Here is a 21233-nt window from a genome sequence, read left to right on the forward strand (position 1 = left end):
GTTATATATGCCTCGCCGTTATACAAACTAGTTGTTCTGTTTTAAGATTCCTGTTAATTCGATGGTACGTGCCAGTCGCTTCAGTGCAGTATCGTGATTCTGCACAAAAGGATTACTCATATCCCATACGTATCCCGCCAATACAGAGCAGATTTGGTTCTTTACATCCGGACGTTTCTCTTCAGAGAAGAAGATCTTATCCAGCGTACCATCATACCAGGCCATTACATAAGAGCGGAAAGTATTCACCCCCTGCATGGTCGGCTCCATATATTCCTTGTCCCAGTCTACCGCTTCTCCTTTCAGTTTGCGGATCACCAGCTTCGCTGCTGTCTGTGAAGAAACACAGGCCAAAGTTACGCCGGATGAGAAAATAGGATCCAGGAATTCGGTTACGTTACCGGTCAATACAAACCCATCCCCATAGAACTTGTCAGTAGTCGCCGACCAGGACTCCAGTACACGTGGTTCAAACACAAATTCCACATCGCGGAAACGCTCTCTGGTAAATGGTTCTGCTTCCAGCATCGCCCTGTATTTTTCCTCCAGGGTACCAGGGAAACTGTCAAAGAAAGACGGATCGCCCACGAAACCTACAGAGGTCACACCCGTTGAGAACGGAATGATCCAGATCCAGGTGCCCGGTTGATGCACCACCGCTGTAATACGGTTGGGTTCATCCGCCATGGAACGACGCTCGTCTACTGTATGTGCAAACAGCGCTTTACGCGGCTGTAATACAGAGTTTTTCTCCAGATTGAACAGACGGGGGATCACCCTGCCGTATCCGCTGCCGTCTACAATGAAACGCGCTTCTATCTCGCTTTTATTACCATTTATATCCTCCACGGTCGTTACAGAATCCGATCCGTTAAAGCGGATGTCTGTCACGGTCGTTTCGTAAGCTACAGGCACACCCATTGATTCTACCGTATCCGCCAGTGTCTTGTCAAAGTCGGCTCTTGTTACCTGCCAGGTCCAGTTCCAGCCTTCGGTATGTTGTTCCTTAAAGGTAAAATCACACACTTTATCACCTTTTACGAACTTGGCCCCAAACTTCTCCTGGAAGCCTTTCGCTTTGATCGCATCGATGAATTTTGCTTCTTCCAGCGCTTCCATACTGCGGGGTAAAAGACTTTCCCCGATCACAAAACGCGGAAATTTCAGCTTTTCCACAATCTTCACGGAGTAACCCGCCTGATGAATAATGGATGCCGCCACCGATCCTGCAGGGCCTGCACCGATCACTAATACGTCTACCTTTTCTGTAGTCATGGATATGTTGTGTTACATGGATTATTTTTTCTTACACTTCAGCAGTGTATAGCTGAGCCCCATCTCGTTATTTTCTTCAATGATCTGCAAGCCTGCATCATCAATACATTTGAAGAAATCATCGGTATGGTACATCTGGCTGTTACCGTTAGCCATAGCGGTAAAGTACAGCGACGTCTGCTGCAACGAAAAAGCTGCTGCCTTAAAACGCTGTCTGTTCCAGAAAGGTTCCAGGATATAAATAGTACCTGTTTCTGTCAGCGCGTCTCCGCAACGTTTCAGGATCGATACGATCTGCTCTTCTGAGAAGCAGTCCAGGAACTGGCTCATCCAGATAGCATCAAATCCGGATGGGAAAGGCAGGCTTTCATCCAGGATGTTCGCTTCATGGAAAGAAACGCGGTCGGCTACGCCGGCGTCTTTTGCCCGCTGTGCTGCAATCGCGATCTCACCAGGCAGGTCAAACATGGTCACCTGTACATCCTTATCATAGGCTGTGCAGGCCAGTGTCCATTTACCTGTGTTACCACCGATATCCAGCAGTCTGCGGGGTTTATTTTCAAATACGATCGGCAATGCCTGTGGGAATGCCAGATCGGAATAATAATGATCAAAGTCGAACCAGCTTTTGCCTATTTCAGGCGGCAGCAGTGGTAATCCCGGATAGATGGTGTCCCATGGTCCCAGTTCTTTCAGACCTGCGGGTTTTCCTTCTGTCAGACTTTCCTGCAGATGATTCATACCGAGGTAGCAGATATCCTGGGAAAAGTCCATGTTGATACGGGTCAGTCTGTCATGCAGGATAAAATAACCTGTCTTGGTCAGAATGTATTTTTTGTCTTTGATGATCAGCAGTTCGATACCCAGACCCGCTTCCAGCAATACGCGTACAGCATAACGGGACATGGATACTTTTTCAAGGACCTCTTCGATGGTCAGCCCTGTTTGTCCGGCGTCACTGATAGCCTGCAGGATACCCATATCACGTAATGCGCGGGTGGCCTGAAATGCTATTGGTGCGAAGGCCAGTCTTAACGCTGCTTCCTGCGCCTGTAGTGCTGTTTTCGTCTCTTTAGTAAAAAACTCCATTCTGAATTAAGATTAGATTATTTCGAAAATATCATAGCTGCATTACAACCGCCAAAACCGGATACTGTTTTCAGGAAATGCTGCATAGGTCTGCTGCTGATCTGGCTGCTCACCTTTACCGGATGAGGCACACCCAGCGAGCGAAACCCCAGCGTAGGTATCACTACCTGTTGCTGTAATGCATGCATGCCTATTACGGCTTCTATCAGCCCCGCAGCGCCCAGTGTATGCCCGTAATAGCCCTTCAGACTATTCACCGGCACGTCCATCAGTCCTGCGAGATGCAGTGCTTTGGATTCCATTTCATCATTGTATAGCGTAGCCGTACCATGTGCTGAAACAAATCCGATATCTGCCGGCGTCAATCCGGAACCCTTCATCGCCTGTTGCATCGCTGTACTCAGCTCAGCACCGGTACGGGATGGTCCGGAAATGTGGTTAGCGTCATTACTCACCGCGCCTGCTCCGACACGGATGGCATTCGGTGTGACATGCGCCTGATCACTGGTCAGGATCACAGTAGCTGCACCTTCTCCCAGTGTAACACCTTTACGTTCTGCATCAAATGGCCGGCATGGTTCACTGCTGACAGCCTGGAAGGACTGGAATCCGGATAATACAAACCGGGTCACCACATCTGCTCCCGTCACTACCGCGTGATCATATCGGCCTGAAAGTATCAGCCTTCTGGCTGTTAAAATAGCAAGCAACCCTGAGATACAGGCGTTGCTGACTACAATCGGATCTTCTTTGTAATTAAAATATTGCGCCACTTTTTTTGCCGTGGCAAACAGCTCCATTTCCTGCAAAGGCGCATCTGCCGGATTTTCCTGCTGTTCCAGCAATTCGATATTACCCTTGGTGGTGGACACGATGAAAGCGGTCCTTCCGTTCGTAATATCAATAGCAGTTCTGTCCAGTGCATTCTGTACTGACAGGATCAACAGTTGTTCAAACTTTGTATACTGCTCCAGACTTTCGTCGTGCCAGCTGCTCTCCAGCTGACCTTCCTTCATCATGGCTGCATAGAATGGCCCTGCGGACATGGCAGGATCGTCATGCAGACTGATGCCGCTCTGTCCGTTACTGACATTCGCAAAGTTTTCTTCTGTTGTTCTGCCCAGCGGAGATAAAATATTATCCGCCACTACGTACACACTTTTCATCTTTTCACTTTGTTAGGAGGAAGTACCTGTCCGTGATCGGCTTTCCATTTTTCAAAAAACGGAGGAATGGTCAGTTGCAGGGAAGATGTAGGTACATCCAGAAATACCTGTACGGAACTACCATCAGCTACCAGTTCACCCGTTGCAGGGTTGTAGAGTTTATACTCGAACCTGATCTTTGCAGCAGCCGTATTCACATAGGTAGTTTCTACGATCACACGGTCTCCGTAACGGAGCGAGCGTTTGTAGTTACATTGCACATTCACAACCGGAACGGTGTATCCTTCCTTATAAATATCGAGATATCTCAGCCCGTATTTTTCACCGAAAGCTTCCCTTCCATCCTCAAAATAGCGAACGTAATGTCCATGCCATACGATTCCCAAAGGGTCCGCTTCATTGAACTTCACAAGTATATTTGCACTCTCGGTCAATACAAGGCTCATCGTCTTTATTTTTCCTGATTAGTTTGCCATCTGCCAGGTCTGGCTATCGGCTATCGCTACTTTTGTATCTGCAGTAGCAGTTGATTTGGATTTCCACTCTTTATATCTTCCATGATCAATGGAATTGAGTACTTTATAGATCGTGTAAGCCCAGTAGTTACGGAAGCCGAAACCCTGTGCCTTACCGGTAATACGTTCTGACAGCAGTACTTTTTTGGAGGACAGATCGATCAGGGTAGCGTATATATATGCTTCCTTATTCGTTTTGCTCATACCGTCCATGATGAATACCAGTCCGATACCTTTTTTACCGGAAAGGTCATATTTCTTCACATGTTTCTCGATATCAGCAGTTGTCAATCCTTTTGTTACATCGCCTACAGCGTCTGTTTTGATCTTATCAGGATTAACAGCAGCATTCACTTTTTTTACGGCTTCCAGTGAGTTGGTTACACTGGGTCTTCTGAAGGTGCCGGCTACATCATACTTTTTAGATTCTACAACAATCACAGAGTTGATCGGCTCGAACTTATTCACAATGTCAGCACCGGTAGCTGTTTCTCCCTCTATTTTTGTTGCAGAGAAGTCAACACCGAGATAAGTTAAAGGGGTGGATTCATCGCCGAAAAAGTCTTTCAGGGATTGAGCATGCGTATTACCCGCGGACAGGCATACAGCAACCAGTGCAAAGCTTGCCAGCAGGCATTTCTTCAAGGTGGTCATTTACAAATGGATTTTTATGGGTTTATGAAAATTTTCAGTTCACATTGCGCCATTACTTTTCCGTCCAGGGTCACTTTAGCGGCTACCATCGTAGCATTGAACACCTGGGTTTGTATTTCTGTAGTGGTTTCAATAAAGGCGCCGGCCGGTGGGAATCCAAACACTTCAAAGTCTTTTACCGCACCAATAAAACCGATCGGCACCGGCGTATTTTCCTGCTGTGCGATATATCCGACACGGGCAGCGGCGGTCTGAGCCATGTTCTCCAGTAATCCGGGTGATTTCAGCACACCATCTTCCACAAAAATATTATCGGCCGCGATCTGCAGGCCGGTACGGGTAATGGCATCCTTTACTTCCAGTATGCCGCTGATCATCACGATCGGCGGACGCTGGGGAATGTAGGCTGTAATGTTGTCGGTGTGGATGAACATAAACTCTCTATTTTTCTTCCGGCATTGACCAGAAATCGTAATAATTAAACCATTGCTCAGGATATTTCTTCACCATGACTTCCAGTTCCTGTACAAAATCCTGAACGGCGGTCTCTACGCCCTGCCGGCGACGACCATGATATTCCCTCGGCTGGGTAGCGTACAGGTGATAATGTGTGTTGGTTTCCTTAAAAGCAAACACCATCGATACCGGTACCCTGAATGTAGACGCCAGCAGGAACGGTCCTGCCGGAAAACGGGCATCTGCTCCCATAAAGGGAACAGTGACTGTTTTATTGCCTGCCAGGAACCTGTCGGCATGCATACATACCAGTTCCTTGTTACTCAATGCGTCATTGATGGCGTAAATGTGCGACAAATCATCCTTAATAACAATAATATTCACATTACGTTCTCCTGTAACGGATGAAAGGTATTTTTTGATACGCTCATGCTCGCCATCAAACATGACAATATTGATACGGGTTTCAAGACGACGGAACAGGTGCCCCGCTACCTCCCAGTTTCCCAGGTGAGCACTGAGCATAATACCGCCTTTACCGGCAGAAGTGATTTCCCGCAGGTACTTTTCCCCTTCAAATTCAAAGGTGAACTTATTCTGGATGCCGGACATGACAACGACCTTATCAATAAGTACCTGACCGAAAACATAATAGTTCCGGTACAGACTTATCAGGGAACGCCACCAGCCATATCCGACCCTGGTCTTAAAGTAGTGAAAAATGGGGCGTGAGGAGCTGTAGGAGAACAAAAAATAGTACGCGGCTACAAACCTTAATAATATATAAGCAGGCAGTACGCCTCCATAACGCAACGTCCCAATAAAAATACTGTACCCCAGCTTATTTCCTTTGGATTTCCCCTCCCAGGAAGACATTATACCAGTTCCTTTTGTTTGATACGATCAGCCACGTAGTCATAAAAGTTCTGGAATGTGGCTATATTATGGAAATCCTCAGGATTTACTTTAAATCCAAAGTTGTTTTCAATGACTACTACCAGATCAATATAGTCCAGGCTATCCAGATCAAGGGTAGCTTTAAGATTGGCATCAGGCGTAATCTTGTCCCCATCAGCTTCAAATTCCTCTACCAGGAATGCATTCGTGATTTTTATGATTTCTTGTTTGTCCATATCAGTGTAACTCTAGGATATAGGTTGAGCTATATTCGTTGTTATTCAGAAAATAATAGTTCGCTTTAGATTGGCTGTTAATCCGGACTAATGTTCCTTTCAATGTTGTCTTCCTATAAATCGTTCAGCTGATCAACCTTCCTTGCGCGTGTTTTTAGTCCCCTCAAAGGTAAAAATATCCGGGCAGATATTAAATATTGCCTGTTTTGTGGTATAAAAGTGTTGACAGTTAAATATTTATTCCATCCATTTCTTAACAATGAGAGAAGAGTTAGTTCCCCCAAAGCCAAAAGAATTAGACAAAAATATATTAAAATCTTTATTAATAGTCGTATTGTTGATATTTAAACGGGCAGCCGCTCCATCCGGATTTTCCAGATTGATGTTCGGCGCGATAAATCCGTTCTGCATCATGAGCATGGAATAAACAATCTCACTGGCTCCCGCCATCCAGCATTCATGCCCTGTCATAGACTTCGTCGAGCTTACATACGGTTTAGAATCGCCAAATACCTGGTCAATCGCAGCCGCTTCACTGGCGTCACCTGCCGGTGTGCTGGTCGCATGGGCGTTGATATATTCGATATCCTTCGCCTGCAATCGGGCATCCTGTAGTGCTATTTGCAAGGAACGTGCCGGTCCTTCAATAGTCGGATTAGAAATATGTGCGCCATTGGAAGAAAATCCATAACCGATCACTTCTCCCAGGATAGTAGCCCCTCTCCGCTTTGCAGCTTCCAGGCTTTCCAGTATCACGGTAGCAGCTCCGCCACTTGGCACCAGTCCATCACGGTCACGATCGAACGGACGGCTGGCTTTCGCCGGATCACCTTCTCTTACGGAAAATGCAGCAATACCATCGAAATTACCCATGGAGTAAATATTGATTTCCTGGGCGCCTCCGCATACTACGCAATCCTGCATCCCATTGCGGATAAACATATATCCAAGTCCGATAGAATGTGAACCACTCGCACAGGCTGCACTCACACTGAAATTAATCCCTCTCAGCTTGAAAATAGTAGCCAGGTTCATATTCACGGTAGAGTTCATGGTCTGAAATACAGAACCGGAACCCACCAGCATCGTGTCTTTCTTCTCCCGCATGATATCATTCGCCTCAATCACCGGTTTGGAAGAACTGTCGTTACCAAACAGCAATCCCACTTCCGTTTTCTCTATATAATCAGGATCGATCTTCGCCTGTGCCATCGCCTCACGGGTGCTCATATAAGCAAACTCCGCCTGCTCCGGCATCATTGTGCGGGCGCGGCGGTCAAGTACTCCCTTCAGGTCAGGGCGGTCTACAAAACCCGTCAGACCGGAACGGTAGCCAAAAGCTTTTCTGGCCGGATCCAGGATGATACCAGATTTACCATGGTATAATGAATCACGTACGTCGTTCAGGTTCTTACCAATACAGGAATATATTCCCAATCCTGTTATCACAACTCTGTTCATGCGAATCTATTTGAATCGGGAATCAGGAATTAAGAATTAGGAATTATTGCTGTTCAATTCCTAATTCTTAATTCCTGATTCCTGATTGAATCAAGTATAAAGTCCCCCGTTAATTGATAACACCTCTCCTGTTATATAGGAAGATGCTTTGGAGGCAAAGAACGCCACAGCTTCTGCCACTTCTTCCGGTGTACCAAAACGGTTCATCGGTACCTGCGCTGCCAGTTCTTTTTCATTCAGTTCGGCCGTCATATCAGTTTTGATAAAACCAGGCGCCACTGCATTTACGGTTACGCCACGTTTAGCCACTTCCTGCGCCAGTGCCTTGGTTGCACCAATCACACCTGCCTTTGCAGCAGAATAGTTGGTCTGGCCAGGCAGGCCTTTAATGCCTGAAAGCGATACAATGTTGATAATACGTCCGTAACGTTTCATCAACATGTTGTTCACTACCTGTTTGGTTACATTAAAGAAACCATCCAGACTGATATTCAGTACATTTCTCCACTGGTCTGCATTCATCCAGAACAGCAGGTTATCTTCACGGATACCAGCGTTATTCACCAGTACCTCGATCTGTTTTTCTTTATTATTTTCTATCCAGCTGCCTAAGACCGCTGTAACTTCCTCGTTGTTGCCTACATTGAACTGCAGCAGTTCGCCATCGCTTCCCTTCGCTCTTACAGCTTCCAGTGTTTCGCTGGCAGCAGCTTCATTTCCTTTATAATTGATCAGTACATAGTAGCCCAACTCGGCCATTTTCACGCATATTGCCCTGCCTATACCCCTGGAGCCACCTGTTATTAAAGCACATTTCATCCGTTAATTGTTTTAGTAGGTTACCACACGATAGCTGGATCATGCTGTAACAGGTATTCCTTGATCTTTTTAGCGTCTTTATACTTAGGACTGTCCTCGATAAATTTAGGGAAAATTGCCCTTACTTCACTGTAAATACGGTGTGAGAAAGACGACAGACGCTCGTGACAGTTCAGGTAGTCAACAGCCTGCAGCATGGTCATTACCTGTATCGCCAGTACCTCATATGCATTCTCTATCACACGGTTGGTCATGAGTGCAGCATTACAACCCATACTCACGATATCCTGGTTGTCATTGTTGTTGGGAATGCTGTGTATATACATCGGGAAAGAAAGCGTCTGATTCTCTGCAACTGTAGAGGTAGCAGTAAACTGAATACCCTGCATACCGAAGTTCAGCCCCAGTTTACCCAGATTCATGAACGGCGGGAATTTGTGGTTCAGCTTGTCGTTCATCAGGTAGTTCAACTGTCTTTCAGACAACATTGACAGTTTGGTGATCGCGATCTTCACTTTATCCATCTCCAGGGAGATATAATCTCCATGGAAATTACCCCCATGGAACACATTCTCCTGGTGATGATCCACTACCGGGTTATCGCTCACGGAATTCAGCTCCTGTACAACGATCTGTTCTGCGTGTACCAGGGTATCATAGATAGGACCCAGTACCTGCGGTACACAACGCAGGGAGTAATATTCCTGTACTTTATCTTTAAAGATCTCTTCTTCCAGTTCCTTATAGAAATGATCAGGACGATGTCTGATCATCTTGCTGTCTTTCAGTATGTTGCGCATAGCGGCAGCGACCTTATTCTGTCCTTCATGACGCTTTACAGCGTTCAGTTCCTTAGACAGGTGATCGTCGAATGCTTCCACTACTTCATTGATCATGGATGACAGGATGCAGCTCCAGCCAAGCAGTTTCTTTGCTTCAATGATATTCACCAGGGCTACACCGGTCATGGCAGAGGTACCGTTGATAACGGCCAGTCCCTCACGCACGTGTACTCCCATTGGTTTCAGTCCCAGTTGCAAAAATACCTCCGCAGTAGGACGGATCTTATCTTCATATACTACTTCTCCTTCTCCGATCAGTACCAGCGCCAGATGGGCCAGCTGTACCAGGTCACCGCTGGCGCCTACGCCACCGTGTTCACACACACAAGGATAAACGTCTTTGTTGATCAGGTCTTTCAGCAGATTCACCACCTCAGGATGCACACCGGAATGTGCCTGCATAAAGCTGCTGAGACGCGCGATCATAAGACCTTTGGTTAACAGGGGCGACATAAATTTGCCGGCTCCTGAGCTATGGCTGCGAATAAGATTGTACTGTAACTGGTGCGTATCGCTCTCGCTGATGCGGTACTGTGCCATCGGACCAAAGCCGGTATTAATACCGTAAATCAGCTTTTTGGCCGCAAAAGTCTTCAAAAACTCATAGTTCTCTGATACCTGCTGTAAAGCGGCTTCCTCCAGGCTCAACTCCTCCCCATCAAATAACACGCGGTACACTTCGTCCAGTGAAAGCACCTTACTTCCTAAAACAACCATTATCTTAAATTAAATTATTTGATTATGTAAAAAAGTGCTCAAAATTAGCAAAAAACAATTACGAATCACAAACGGTGAACTACGTAATTTAAAAGCATGATAAACCTACGTACTTTACCTGTTTACAATTCGTAACCAATGCGTTCTCCAACTATGGTATATGTGATCAGCCTTCTTCAATATCTTCTTCCGGCGCCTCAACCAGTACTTTATCAATACGATGGGCGTCCATATCAACGATTTCAAAGGTAAATCCTCTCCAGGCGAACTTCTCCCCGATTTTAGGAATATGCTCCTGGTGATGCAGGATAAACCCGGCCATCGTGTCAAACTCCTGTTCAAATTCCGCCATCCAGTCTTCCTTGTCAAATTTGCTCAAAAAGTCATAGAAAGGGATCTGTCCGTCTACCAGATAAGAACCATCTTCCCTGCGAACGATCTCATAATCATCCTCCTGTCCTGTCTCCGGCATATCGCCCACAATCGCTTCCAGGATATCGTTCAGAGTGATCATTCCCAGGAATGTACCGTATTCATCAACGATAAAAGCAGCATGATTTTGTGTTTCCTTGAATTTCTCCAGTACCTGGTAGGCAGAGTTATTTTCGGGTATAAACAACGGCTTTTTCATGACAGGACCCAGTGCATACACATTGTCAGCCGCTGCCATATAAAGGTCCTTGATGGAAACAATACCTCTTATATTATCGATTTCGTCATCACAGACAGGGTATACTGAGTGCGGACTCTCAAAGATCTTACTGCGGATAATTTCCCTGGGATCATGAACATCCAGCCATACGATATCCGTACGGTGGGTCATCAGTGAAGTGATATTCCTGTCTCCCAGGTGAAATACACGCTCGATGATCTCCTGTTCTGTCTCTTCAATAGCGCCGGAAGTAGCGCCTTCGTTGATCAGCGCCTTGATCTCTTCCTCCGTGGCATTGTTATCCACCGTTGGTTTCAGATTGAAGATATTCACCAGGAAATTGGTAAAGATGGTCAGCAACCAGATAAATGGAGAGGTCACTATGGCCATCCATTTCATCGGCCCCGCCATCTGACGGGCGACCGATTCCGGCCGCAGGATACCCAGACGTTTGGGTACCAGCTCTCCAATTACCAACGTAAAATAAGTTACTACCACCACAATAATGGTGATAGCAATTCCATCGCTATATGCACTTAACTGAGAGTAACCGGAAATATAGGACGCCAGGTCCGGCTTGAGGCTGATACCTGATAAAACGCCTATTAAAATGCTGATAAGTGTGATACCTACCTGGACAGTAGAAAGAAACCTGTCCGGATTGCTGGCCAGCTTGAGTGCGGCCTTGGCCTTTTCATCCCCCCGATTGGCCAGATATTCGAGTCTCGCTTTACGAGCGTATTCCATGGCAATCTCTGACATTGAGAATAAGCCATTTAGTAGAATAAGGATGAGGATAATGACGACGACTTCCATGTTTAAAAGCCTAAAAATAAAGAATTATTCAAATATTAAGGTAAGAAATGCTAAAACCAGACCTCCCGCTATGGCCAGTACCTTACGGTAGCTCAGCTCATGGTGTTTGGTCCCGCTTTCATAAAAAATGGTGGTAGAAATGTGCAAAAAGGCCCCTATTACCAGCGCCACAATATAGGCGGTAAAACTGGAAATAAATGCCGAATGTGCCCCTAATTCTGACGCCAGTAATGCCGCTACCGGTGTTACCAGTGAAAACAGGATCAGGATCCGCCAGAGTTTTGACGTCCGCTGATGCGCGTGTACCATTACCGTGATCAGTGTAAAGGCCTCAGGCAGTTTGTGTGCCGCCACCCCGATCACCAGGGAGGATAGTGCCGCCTGGTCCTGGAAACGGAATCCCAGGGGAATCCCTTCCATAAAGGCATGAATGGACAATCCCAGCAGCAATGGCGCCAGCTGCACGTGCTGATGTTTATCCGTCGGAACATGGGTATGCCCGTGTTCCGCACCGTGTGACAGTGTTTGCAGTGCTACCTGCAGGAAAAAGCCCAGTACAATGTAGATACCGGCCTGATGCCCCAGTTCATGATACACTTCCGGCAACAGGTGCATGATAGTGATCCCGAACAGGCAGGCGCCGGTAAATGCCAGCATATAAATGGGGAAATTAGGATTTACCCTTTTCACCACCATTGGAATAAGGCCCCCGCCTAAGGTAGCCAGTAATACAATTAATAAAAAGATCCAGTTCATGTTGCTAATTCAGGTTCCAGTCTGATACGCCGTTGGAAAAAACTACCACTCATGCTTCCAAGGAAAAGCCCCAACAGCGCTCCGCCCAGTACATCCAACGGATAATGAACGCCCACATAGACCTGTGCGTAACAGATCACAGCGGCCCAGACAAAAAACATAGCGGCAAACCATTTGGAGATCTGCCTTAAAGTGAAGAAACAAAAAGTGCCCACTGCAAAGTGATTGGCTGCATGGGAAGAGGTAAAACTACCACTGCCCGGACAGTATACCACCAGTACTCTTACAAAATGCTGCATCAGCGGATCACGACAGGGTCTTAATCTTCCCACCGCCTCCTTGATAAACAAGCTGGACTGGTCTGCCAGACCGAAAGTGATCAGGAAAAATACAATCCACCAGAACCCTTTCCATCCATAGTTGATCGTTACAAACAACAACAGAAAAAGATACAGCGGCGCCCATACAAAAGGTTCCCGTAGCCAGGGTATGATAGCGTCCAGTACAGGATGCTGCCATACATTGTTGATGTGAAAAAATAGTTTGTAATCCAGTCTAAGCAGTCTTTCCAGCATGGCTATTGTTTTGCAGCAATGATGATCAGTCTCGGCGAATGCTGTTCATCGTAACTATTAAAATGATAGTCTCCAAAGATATCTGTTATCTGTAAACCCTGGCGGGCAAACATTTCTTCAAAGTCTGACAGTGTAAAAGCGCTTACATTCTCCGTAAATGTCGCCCTTTGCAGGCGCGCACGGTCCAGTATATTGATCTGCTTCTGGAATTTGCCATCATTGATCTCCCGCACAATGTCAAACACCACGTCTCCTTTCTCTTTGACCTCATTTGGCACCAGGTTAGCCGCCACATGTGGACTGTTCAGGTAGTCCAGCACCAGTCTGCCACCCGGTTTCAGGGCATTTTTCATTGTCCGCAGCGCATTCTCGTTCTCACGTGCGGTATCAAAATAACCAAAGCTGGTAAAAAAGTTAAATACAATATCAAAATAGTTCACCCGGAATGGCAGCCGCATGTCATGCTGAAAAAAGCTGAGATGCTCATTTTCCAGCTTCTTCGCAATGTTAATACTGCGGATAGACAGATCTATCCCGGTTACAGTATATCCTTTGGATGCCAGATAACTGGAATGACGGCCGGTACCACAGGCCACATCCAGCATGGTCGCGTTAGCAGGCGGACGCAGATAATGCAGGAGCTTATCGATGAATGCTGCTGCTTCCGCTGTATCCCTGTTGCTGTACAACAGATGATAGTAAGGAGAATTGAACCAGTCTTTAAACCAATGTTTTTGTATTTCCACTGCTAATTCATTAAAAACTTCCATGATCAGATGAACGCCCCAAAGCTCTATTTTTTATTGTTAAACATCAAATATCGGGTGCTTTCGTAAAAAGCCCGCGTTAAATTATCGAGTGCTTTGGCCGTATCAGGATATTGTTGCTTCACATCCTTCAGCGGATCTCCCTGCATATCATACAGGTAGGACTTCTGCGTATAGGTATTAATTTCATACTGATAACGCTGGCCAATGATCGAAATATGTGTCTGAAGGTTCTTTAAATAAGTAGCAAACGCATAACGGTTGGTCACAGTAGTATCCAGCATATCCTGACCCAGGGTGTAGTTTTTGAACGGTACGCCCGCCAGTTTCGCCATCGTCGGATAAATATCCACCAGGCTCACCGCATAATTCACCACCTGTGGCTTCACCAGGGCCGGACAATAAATAAAGCAGGCCGCATGTACACCGCCGCTGATCAGTTCATACTCCGGCGTCGGCATAAAGTGATAGGGATTGAGCGTACAGTTATGATCGCCGAACATGATAAAAATAGTATTCTCCAGGTAACCACCCTTCTTTGCCAGCTCCATCAGATGACCCACATTGTAGTCCTCATAACGGATAGCATTAAACTGCTCAATCGACACAAAACCAGCCTTTTTGAACTTTTCCATGTCAATGTCCTTCTCCGTCACCTTCTTAAAGTCTCCCCTTCCCTTTGTAGTGGTATATGGCGGGTGATTGTCCGCCAGCTGGAGAAACGCCACAAACGGCTTCTGCCTTTTATTGGCATCTCTGAAGATCTCGTCTGCTTCTGTGATCAGGTCAAAATCAGATACCCCCCAGACGTCTGCCTTGGGCGCCTTATAATACCCCTCTTCAAAGATCCGGATCCCCTCTACGTTGTTGGTAAATACGGCCCGGATATTTGCCCAGTTGGTATTTCCTCCCAGCAGATACAGTTTCTCATAACCCTGAAACTGGTCCATGACCACACGCTGATCAACCATCTGCGGATGACGGGAAGCCGTTTTGCTCAGGGTAATATCCGGCAGTCCCGTGGTTACCCCGTACACCGTTCTCGCCGTACTGATGGCAGGTACAAAGAAGTTATTGAAAAGAATACCGCTGTCCGCCAGTTGTTTCATATTAGGCGTCGGCATCATCGGGTTATTATACATACTGGTGATCGCCGCGCCTGTCGATTCCAGCATGACCAGCACCACGTTCATCTTTTTACCGGCTCTGCCCGGGATATTCCGTACAAAGTCCAGTTTATCCACATTCGGCTGGTCTATCTTCAGATAATCTGCGATTACAGGATAGAATTCCTTCGTTTTTGGAATATCGTAAGAGTCCTTTTGTACGGACATATTGGATACATAATATAATACCGGATTCAGGGCCAGACTGGTAACACCGTTATCTTTTGTGAACATGGCCTGACTCCAGCGCAGCGGGAAATAGGCAATATTTGCATAAATACCCGCGGCAAACAGGATCACCATAGATGCCAGCCAGCCCGTATATTTCCAGTTCCCCAGCTTTACAGCCGGTTCTTTTCCCATACGGTAATAAGAACGGGTGAACTGTATCGTGATCAGGAACAGGAACAAACCGATGCCGATCAGCGTACGTACCACCGGATAGCTCTGCCATAACATCCGGGCATTATCCGCACGTTCGCCATAAGCCAGAAAACGCGTGACCGTCGGGTCCATGCGTAAGCCCAGGTAAGCATAATGCCCCATATCAAACACATAAGCGAAGGTCAGGACCAGGTATACTATGAAAAGATATACAAACAGGGGTCTGCGGATGGCTCCTTTGGTGAAAAAATGATTCCGGGCAATAAAAGCAGTAAGTAAGATGGGTACCCCTAAGATCAGGGCCAGTCGCATATCGAACTTTAACCCCAGGCTCCAGGCTTTCAGGATAGGTGCGCTGCCTGTAACGGTAGTCTTAAAGAAGAAAAGAAAGAAAACCAGGCGGAAAACGACCATGAACAGGTACAGGAATAAGACTTGAACGATCACATACCGAATATACCTGGGTATACTCTTCCATAAATATTTCATGTAAACGTAGCTGTTGATTAATTTGACATGCAAAAGTATGCTAAACTGCGGCATTAAAGAAAAACGGTCCAAAGTTTCCTAACCCCTATGTAATTAGCCCACATTAAAACTTTAATACATTTTTTTATTTTAATATGTCACTATCAGACAGCGCAATACATTTAATTCATTTGTTCTTTGCTGATTGTAATTTTATATTTGCCCTTCCTTTAAAAATTGAAATTCGTGGCACTGATCAAATCGATTTCTGGTATTCGCGGAACTATCGGAGGTAAACCTGGAGAAGGCCTCTCCCCTCTTGATGTTGTAAAGTTCACAGCAGCATTCGGCACCTGGCTACTCAAACAATCTGACAACAAAAAAGTGGTAATCGGACGTGATGGCCGCATTTCGGGAGAAATGGTGAAGCAACTCGTCGTAGCTACTTTGAACGGATTGGGCCTGGACGTAGTGGACTTAGGCCTTTCCACTACTCCTACTGTTGAAATTGCGGTAACAGCGGAACAGGCTGCCGGTGGTATTATCCTTACCGCCAGCCACAATCCTAAAGAATGGAATGCGCTAAAACTGCTGAACGCTGAAGGCGAATTTATTTCCGGAGAAGATGGTGCTATCATACTCGACCTTGCCGCCCGCGAAGATTTTACTTTCGCAGATGTCAATAAACTCGGTTCCTACAGACAGGACGACACTTACATGCAGAAGCACATCGATATGGTGCTGAACTACCCACTGGTGGACGTTGAAGCGATCAAAGCGCGCAACTTCAAAATTGTGGTAGATGCTGTCAATTCAACCGGCGCTATCTTCGTGCCGGCCCTGCTGAAAGCTCTTGGCGTGGAAGAGATCACCGTACTGTTCGACGAAGTGAACGGCCGTTTCAGCCACAATCCGGAGCCCCTTCCGGAAAACCTGACTGCTTTAAGCAATGAGGTGAATAAAGCCGACGCTGACCTGGGTATCGCTGTTGACCCTGACGTAGACCGCCTCTGCTTTGTATGCGAGGACGGTGGTATGTTTGGGGAAGAATACACCCTGGTAGCAGTTGCTGACTACATTCTCAAAACCAGAAAAGGTAACACCGTTTCCAACCTGTCTTCCACACAGGCCCTGAAAGACGTTACCCTGAAAAATGGTGGCGAATATCACCCATCCGCAGTAGGAGAAGTGAACGTAGTACGCAAAATGAAAGAAGTAAACGCCGTGATCGGTGGTGAAGGTAACGGTGGTATCATCGTTCCTGACCTGCATTACGGCCGCGATGCGCTGATCGGTATCGGTCTGTTCCTGAGCCATGTGGCACTGAGCAAAAAGAACCTGAAAGCCCTTCGCAACAGTTATCCTGATTATTTCATCTCTAAAAATAAAATAGAGCTGGACAAAGGCGTTGATGTGGCTACCATCTTCGACAAGATCAGAGGTAAATACAAAAATCAGCCAATCAATATAGAAGACGGACTGAAAATCGAATTCGACAGAGACTGGGTACACTTACGCACCTCCAATACCGAACCGATCATCCGTATCTACGCAGAAAGCCAGAATGAAACGACAGCCGATAACATCGCAAAACGTATCATGCAGGACATCCGCGAGTTTATGCACTAGTAATCAATTGATTAAATAATAAAAGGGCCGACTGGAAGTATCTCACTAACAGTCAGCCCTTTTGCTTTATTACAGATCAAGTCCACCTTAAGCCCATATGAAAGTCCTCCCCTCTATCCACCTCTCACCTGTTAATAGTTTACCTATAGTCATCCTTCATTGATCTATCGTTGAAAAAGGCAGCATCAACGAAAGATGACTATAGGCAGACTATCCGTATATTTATCTCTTTTTCTCCTGTACCAGTACCCCGGATATACAATCCCCTCTGCCTGCTTCAGTTCAATACCCAATAATTTTGCAATCAAAGGTGCCACATCTTCGAGGCCCATTTCGCGCGACGTAAACTCAATATTAATTCCCTGCGGATAAACTGCTAAGCAGAGAGCGGGGACGTTCGGACAGGGAGTATTGGTCCGGTCAGATTTCCATGGAACCGATCATCACAATAATGTCATGTAGCATATTACATTAGGCTTAATTTCTAAAAAAGTCAGACATTTGTGACCGCCAACGGCATTTTTTTATCAAAAACCACCATCACTTGAAAAGAATTTATTTTGATAATGCAGCCACCACGGCGCTGGATAAAGAAGTGCTGGATGTGATGCTGCCCTATCTTACAGAGAAGTTCGGAAATCCATCCTCGATCTATTCCTACGGCCGTGAGAGCAGACTGGCCATCGAAAACGCACGTAAATCCGTAGCCAAAATCCTGAATGCGCATCCGGGAGAGATCTTCTTTACTTCCGGCGGTACTGAAAGTACCAACACGACCGTGAGTGCGGCCATACACAACCTGGGCTGCCGCCACATTATCTCTTCTGAAATCGAGCACCACGCCACCCTGCACTCCGTAGAGCATGCTCATTCGAAAGAAAAGATCAAGCTGAGCAATGTACGCCTGCTGCCCAACGGTCACGTAGATATGGAACATCTCCGTGAATTACTGGCCAACTCTCCTGAGCGTTGTCTGGTAAGCCTGATGCACGCCAACAACGAGATCGGTAACCTGCTGGACATGCATGCCGTAGGTAACCTGTGTAAGGAGTTTGACGCGATCTTCCATTCTGACACCGTTCAGACGGTAGGACACTATCCGTTCGATCTGCGTAATACGCCGGTACACTTCATCAATGGTTCTTCGCACAAATTCAATGGACCCAAAGGTGTGGGTATTCTTTACATTAATGAGAATGTGAAGATCTCTCCGTTCATCCATGGCGGGTCACAGGAGCGTAACATGCGTGCCGGTACAGAAAATGTATATGGTATCGTTGGTTTTGCGAAAGCACTGGAACTGGCTACAGAGCATATGGATGCGCATAGCAAACATATCAACGACCTGCGTATGTACATGATGGATGAGCTGAAAAAGCAGATTCCTGATGTGGGATACAATGGCGATCTGTATGGACGCAGTCTGTATACCGTATTGAACGTTTCTTTCCCTAAAACGGAGAAGAGTGAAATGCTGCTGTTCAACCTGGATATCAATGGTATCTGCGCTTCCGGCGGTAGTGCCTGTACATCCGGTGCGGATGCAGGTTCTCACGTGATCCGTGCCATCAACAGCGATCCTAACAGAATTGCCGTACGTTTCTCTTTTGGTAAGGATAACACTACCGAAGAAATCGATATGGTGATCGCTAAACTGAAAGAGATCATCTAAGCGTAAGCGATCCGTAACAGGATCTTCATAAAATAAGAAAACGGTAAGCAGTATTACACTGTTTACCGTTTTTCGTTTATGCTATTACTATTGCAGACGTATTTAACTGTTCCGGTTGATCACGTCATAGAATTTATCCCTGTAACCATCACTGATGGGGATAGACTGATTAGCGATCATTACGGTATTCTTTTCCACAGAATTGATCTTGTTCAGCGACACGACATAAGAGCGGTGTACCCTGATGAATTTCTCTGCGGGCAGACGGGTTTCGAATGATTTAAGGCTGCGCAGTGTAAGTACCGGCTGATGAGGAGTATAAATTTTCGTATAGTCTTTCAGTGCTTCGATGAATAAAATATCTTCCAGATTGATCTTGATGATCTTGTATTCTGTTTTAATGAAGATGTAGTCATTGACATGCCCGTTACTGCTGTCTCCGTTCTTCTGCTGGGACATACTTCTAAGCTCCAGCGCTTTGGTAGCTGAGCGCAGAAAACGTTCGAATGGTACGGGCTTTAAAAGATAATCCACCACTTCGAGGTCAAATCCTTCCAGTGCATATTCTCCATATGCAGTGGTAAAGACGACCATAGGCGGATATTTGAGGGATTTCATCAACTGAATACCGGTAATGTCCGGCATTTTGATATCGAGGAAAAGGAGGTCTACACGCTCTTCCTGCAGAAAGCGCAATGCCTCGGTCGCATTTTGGAACGTGCCTACCAGTTGCAGGAAGGGCACCTTCTTTGCAAAATCAGTGATTATTTCCAACGCAAGTGGTTCATCATCCACCGCTATACACCTGATCATTTTTCAACACGATTTTTAAATCAACAATAAATTGGGTTTCGGATTCCGTGATTTCCAGCTCATGGTGATCGGTATACAGTAATTCGAGGCGCTTACGCACATTCTGTAAACCGATGCCACCTTTTTCTGCCACCCGCTGATGGAAGCGGCTGTTTTCCACAACCAGTCTCATCTCATTCTTTTCAATTGCCAGGGCGATGGCAATAAATGAAGGTTCAGCGTAACTGATCCCATGTTTAAAGGCGTTTTCTACAAAAGGCACCAATAGCATGGGGGCTATTTTTAGTCCTGCCGGATTTCCCTGTACCGCATAATCCACTACTATATCGTCAGGCATTCTCAGACGTTGAATATCAATGTAGTCTTCCAGGTATTGCAGTTCCTGTTGTAGCTGCACCTTGTCTTCATTGGAATCATAGATCATGTACCGCATAATGGTAGACAGTTTGACAATAGCGTGTTCTGTCTGGGCGGAATGTTTATGAGCCAGTGAATAAATGGTATTCAGGCAGTTAAACAGGAAGTGAGGATTGATCTGCGACTTGAGAAACTTCAATTCGGCATTGAGATTTTCTACTTTCAGGACCTCCCTTTGCTGTTCACTTTTAAACCACTCCTGTGCTATTTTGATAAATCCGCTCATAAAAAGCATGAGCAGTGCTGCAAAAACTGATTTCCGTAAGATGTCCGGAAAGAGGATATAATCCAGAAAAGACAGTTCCTGCTGGCTACTGATATATTCCCTGCCACGGAGCCCCATAGAGTCATTCAGACTGGCGGCTGCGTAGAGGGGTACATTATTATCCCCTTCTTTATCATGCAGCCGGCTTTCCAGCAGATGATACCGCATAAATCCGGAGGGCGCCGGTGTAAGCCGGGTATCACCATTCCTGGGAGGTACCATGACCGTCTCTTCAGCTGCGAAGGTTTTCCAGAACACAAATTCCGTAACTGCCTGTTGCACAATGATAAAAACCAATGTCAGTACCACAAAAGACAGGTAGTAAACGATTTTCTTTAATGTGAAAAACCGGGGGATGAGTACATAAAAATTGAGATAAAACAAGCCTATGAGAAAGAGGTTGTCCACTATTTCCCGGGCAAAGAACCAGGGGTGCTGGATCTTGATCCGGTAGATAAAAAAGGGAAAGAACAGGAAACTGGTCCAGACTACAATGTGTAGGCCTACCCTGAATAACCGGTTCTTATAGAGTTGTTTTAAATTTATCATGTAGCCCAAAAGCGCGATAAACTTACACTCAATTCCCGTAAACAGGCTGTTAAAATTTGTTAAGTGTAGTAAAAGGAATGTTAAAATTTTGGGGGGAATAGGTAGCCGGTATGGCCAGACACAGTACTGTGGCCAATATTAATATAAGTTACAATATGTCTACCGGAGAGTTTTAGT

The 21233-nt window shown here is 46.0% G+C and carries 20 protein-coding genes; 2 read left to right on the forward strand and 18 right to left on the reverse strand.

Features of this window, described 5'->3' with window-relative positions; genetic code table 11:
* Nucleotides 1-27 precede the first annotated feature (27 nt).
* From BMZ72_RS13180 to BMZ72_RS13255, 16 genes are all read right to left on the reverse strand, one after another.
* The gene (locus BMZ72_RS13180) at nucleotides 28-1275 is read right to left on the reverse strand and encodes an NAD(P)/FAD-dependent oxidoreductase (protein ID WP_089808986.1); all 1248 of its coding nucleotides are present in this window, start codon (nucleotides 1273-1275) and stop codon (nucleotides 28-30) included.
* 21 nt (nucleotides 1276-1296) lie between these two features.
* A complete protein-coding gene (locus BMZ72_RS13185) occupies nucleotides 1297-2364 on the reverse strand; it encodes a methyltransferase (RefSeq protein ID WP_089808988.1) in 1068 nt (355 codons plus the stop codon).
* Between the two features lie 17 nt (nucleotides 2365-2381).
* Complete coding sequence (locus BMZ72_RS13190; protein ID WP_089808990.1) at nucleotides 2382-3530, reverse strand: beta-ketoacyl-[acyl-carrier-protein] synthase family protein; 1149 nt, start codon at nucleotides 3528-3530, stop codon at nucleotides 2382-2384.
* Complete coding sequence (locus BMZ72_RS13195) at nucleotides 3527-3976, reverse strand: acyl-CoA thioesterase (RefSeq protein WP_089808992.1); 450 nt, start codon at nucleotides 3974-3976, stop codon at nucleotides 3527-3529. Before BMZ72_RS13195 ends, BMZ72_RS13190 begins: the two co-directional genes overlap by 4 nt.
* Before the next feature lie 18 nt (nucleotides 3977-3994).
* Complete coding sequence (locus BMZ72_RS13200) at nucleotides 3995-4699, reverse strand: hypothetical protein (RefSeq protein WP_089808994.1); 705 nt, start codon at nucleotides 4697-4699, stop codon at nucleotides 3995-3997.
* A 14-nt stretch (nucleotides 4700-4713) separates the two neighbouring features.
* Nucleotides 4714-5133, reverse strand: a complete 420-nt coding sequence (locus tag BMZ72_RS13205) for a hotdog family protein (RefSeq protein ID WP_089808997.1) — start codon at nucleotides 5131-5133, stop codon at nucleotides 4714-4716.
* Nucleotides 5134-5140: 7 nt separating this feature from the next.
* A complete protein-coding gene (locus BMZ72_RS13210; protein WP_089808999.1) occupies nucleotides 5141-6031 on the reverse strand; it encodes an LpxL/LpxP family acyltransferase in 891 nt (296 codons plus the stop codon).
* Entirely contained in the window at nucleotides 6031-6288 is a 258-nt protein-coding gene (locus BMZ72_RS13215; RefSeq protein ID WP_089809001.1) for an acyl carrier protein, read from the reverse strand. The genes BMZ72_RS13210 and BMZ72_RS13215 overlap by 1 nt, the downstream gene beginning before the upstream one ends.
* Before the next feature lie 237 nt (nucleotides 6289-6525).
* Nucleotides 6526-7749 carry a beta-ketoacyl-[acyl-carrier-protein] synthase family protein gene (locus tag BMZ72_RS13220; RefSeq protein ID WP_089809003.1) on the reverse strand — a complete coding sequence of 408 codons (1224 nt, stop codon included), beginning with the start codon at nucleotides 7747-7749 and terminating at the stop codon, nucleotides 6526-6528.
* Between the two features lie 90 nt (nucleotides 7750-7839).
* Nucleotides 7840-8568, reverse strand: a complete 729-nt coding sequence (gene fabG / locus BMZ72_RS13225) for a flexirubin biosynthesis SDR family reductase FlxB (RefSeq protein ID WP_089809005.1) — start codon at nucleotides 8566-8568, stop codon at nucleotides 7840-7842.
* A 20-nt stretch (nucleotides 8569-8588) separates the two neighbouring features.
* Entirely contained in the window at nucleotides 8589-10127 is a 1539-nt protein-coding gene (hutH, locus tag BMZ72_RS13230; RefSeq protein ID WP_089809007.1) for a flexirubin biosynthesis tyrosine ammonia-lyase FlxA, read from the reverse strand.
* Nucleotides 10128-10293: 166 nt separating this feature from the next.
* Nucleotides 10294-11595, reverse strand: coding sequence for a hemolysin family protein (locus tag BMZ72_RS13235; protein WP_089809009.1), 1302 nt, complete (start codon nucleotides 11593-11595; stop codon nucleotides 10294-10296).
* Between the two features lie 24 nt (nucleotides 11596-11619).
* The gene (locus BMZ72_RS13240) at nucleotides 11620-12351 is read right to left on the reverse strand and encodes a ZIP family metal transporter (protein WP_089809011.1); all 732 of its coding nucleotides are present in this window, start codon (nucleotides 12349-12351) and stop codon (nucleotides 11620-11622) included.
* Nucleotides 12348-12926, reverse strand: coding sequence for a phosphatase PAP2 family protein (locus BMZ72_RS13245; protein WP_089809013.1), 579 nt, complete (start codon nucleotides 12924-12926; stop codon nucleotides 12348-12350). Before BMZ72_RS13245 ends, BMZ72_RS13240 begins: the two co-directional genes overlap by 4 nt.
* Before the next feature lie 2 nt (nucleotides 12927-12928).
* Complete coding sequence (locus tag BMZ72_RS13250) at nucleotides 12929-13672, reverse strand: class I SAM-dependent methyltransferase (RefSeq protein ID WP_255373194.1); 744 nt, start codon at nucleotides 13670-13672, stop codon at nucleotides 12929-12931.
* A gap of 47 nt (nucleotides 13673-13719) precedes the next feature.
* Entirely contained in the window at nucleotides 13720-15690 is a 1971-nt protein-coding gene (locus tag BMZ72_RS13255) for an LTA synthase family protein (RefSeq protein WP_177222780.1), read from the reverse strand.
* Nucleotides 15691-15957: 267 nt separating this feature from the next.
* Here BMZ72_RS13255 and glmM point away from each other — a divergent pair, with 267 nt between their 5' ends.
* Entirely contained in the window at nucleotides 15958-17340 is a 1383-nt protein-coding gene (glmM, locus tag BMZ72_RS13260) for a phosphoglucosamine mutase (RefSeq protein ID WP_089809822.1), read from the forward strand.
* A gap of 544 nt (nucleotides 17341-17884) precedes the next feature.
* On the forward strand, nucleotides 17885-19012 hold the full coding sequence (locus BMZ72_RS13265) for a cysteine desulfurase family protein (protein ID WP_089809020.1): 1128 nt from the start codon (nucleotides 17885-17887) through the stop codon (nucleotides 19010-19012).
* A 102-nt stretch (nucleotides 19013-19114) separates the two neighbouring features.
* Here the strand turns inward: BMZ72_RS13265 and BMZ72_RS13270 are convergent, their stop codons facing one another.
* On the reverse strand, nucleotides 19115-19825 hold the full coding sequence (locus BMZ72_RS13270; RefSeq protein ID WP_089809022.1) for a LytR/AlgR family response regulator transcription factor: 711 nt from the start codon (nucleotides 19823-19825) through the stop codon (nucleotides 19115-19117).
* Nucleotides 19800-21056, reverse strand: coding sequence for a sensor histidine kinase (locus tag BMZ72_RS13275; RefSeq protein WP_089809024.1), 1257 nt, complete (start codon nucleotides 21054-21056; stop codon nucleotides 19800-19802). The genes BMZ72_RS13270 and BMZ72_RS13275 overlap by 26 nt, the downstream gene beginning before the upstream one ends.
* Nucleotides 21057-21233 lie beyond the last annotated feature (177 nt).

This window comes from Chitinophaga sp. YR627, assembly GCF_900114995.1.
Taxonomy (GTDB): domain Bacteria; phylum Bacteroidota; class Bacteroidia; order Chitinophagales; family Chitinophagaceae; genus Chitinophaga.

Coding starts and splice junctions, on each gene's coding strand:
- fabG (WP_089809005.1), bottom strand. CDS start 8,568: ATGAAATGTGCTTTAATAACAGGTGGCTCCAGGGGTATAGGCAGGGCA.
- BMZ72_RS13215 (WP_089809001.1), bottom strand. CDS start 6,288: ATGGACAAACAAGAAATCATAAAAATCACGAATGCATTCCTGGTAGAG.
- BMZ72_RS13210 (WP_089808999.1), bottom strand. CDS start 6,031: ATGTCTTCCTGGGAGGGGAAATCCAAAGGAAATAAGCTGGGGTACAGT.
- BMZ72_RS13180 (WP_089808986.1), bottom strand. CDS start 1,275: ATGACTACAGAAAAGGTAGACGTATTAGTGATCGGTGCAGGCCCTGCA.
- BMZ72_RS13275 (WP_089809024.1), bottom strand. CDS start 21,056: ATGATAAATTTAAAACAACTCTATAAGAACCGGTTATTCAGGGTAGGC.
- BMZ72_RS13245 (WP_089809013.1), bottom strand. CDS start 12,926: ATGCTGGAAAGACTGCTTAGACTGGATTACAAACTATTTTTTCACATC.
- BMZ72_RS13240 (WP_089809011.1), bottom strand. CDS start 12,351: ATGAACTGGATCTTTTTATTAATTGTATTACTGGCTACCTTAGGCGGG.
- BMZ72_RS13220 (WP_089809003.1), bottom strand. CDS start 7,749: ATGAACAGAGTTGTGATAACAGGATTGGGAATATATTCCTGTATTGGT.
- BMZ72_RS13200 (WP_089808994.1), bottom strand. CDS start 4,699: ATGACCACCTTGAAGAAATGCCTGCTGGCAAGCTTTGCACTGGTTGCT.
- BMZ72_RS13185 (WP_089808988.1), bottom strand. CDS start 2,364: ATGGAGTTTTTTACTAAAGAGACGAAAACAGCACTACAGGCGCAGGAA.
- BMZ72_RS13195 (WP_089808992.1), bottom strand. CDS start 3,976: ATGAGCCTTGTATTGACCGAGAGTGCAAATATACTTGTGAAGTTCAAT.
- BMZ72_RS13270 (WP_089809022.1), bottom strand. CDS start 19,825: ATGATCAGGTGTATAGCGGTGGATGATGAACCACTTGCGTTGGAAATA.
- hutH (WP_089809007.1), bottom strand. CDS start 10,127: ATGGTTGTTTTAGGAAGTAAGGTGCTTTCACTGGACGAAGTGTACCGC.
- BMZ72_RS13205 (WP_089808997.1), bottom strand. CDS start 5,133: ATGTTCATCCACACCGACAACATTACAGCCTACATTCCCCAGCGTCCG.
- BMZ72_RS13190 (WP_089808990.1), bottom strand. CDS start 3,530: ATGAAAAGTGTGTACGTAGTGGCGGATAATATTTTATCTCCGCTGGGC.
- BMZ72_RS13235 (WP_089809009.1), bottom strand. CDS start 11,595: ATGGAAGTCGTCGTCATTATCCTCATCCTTATTCTACTAAATGGCTTA.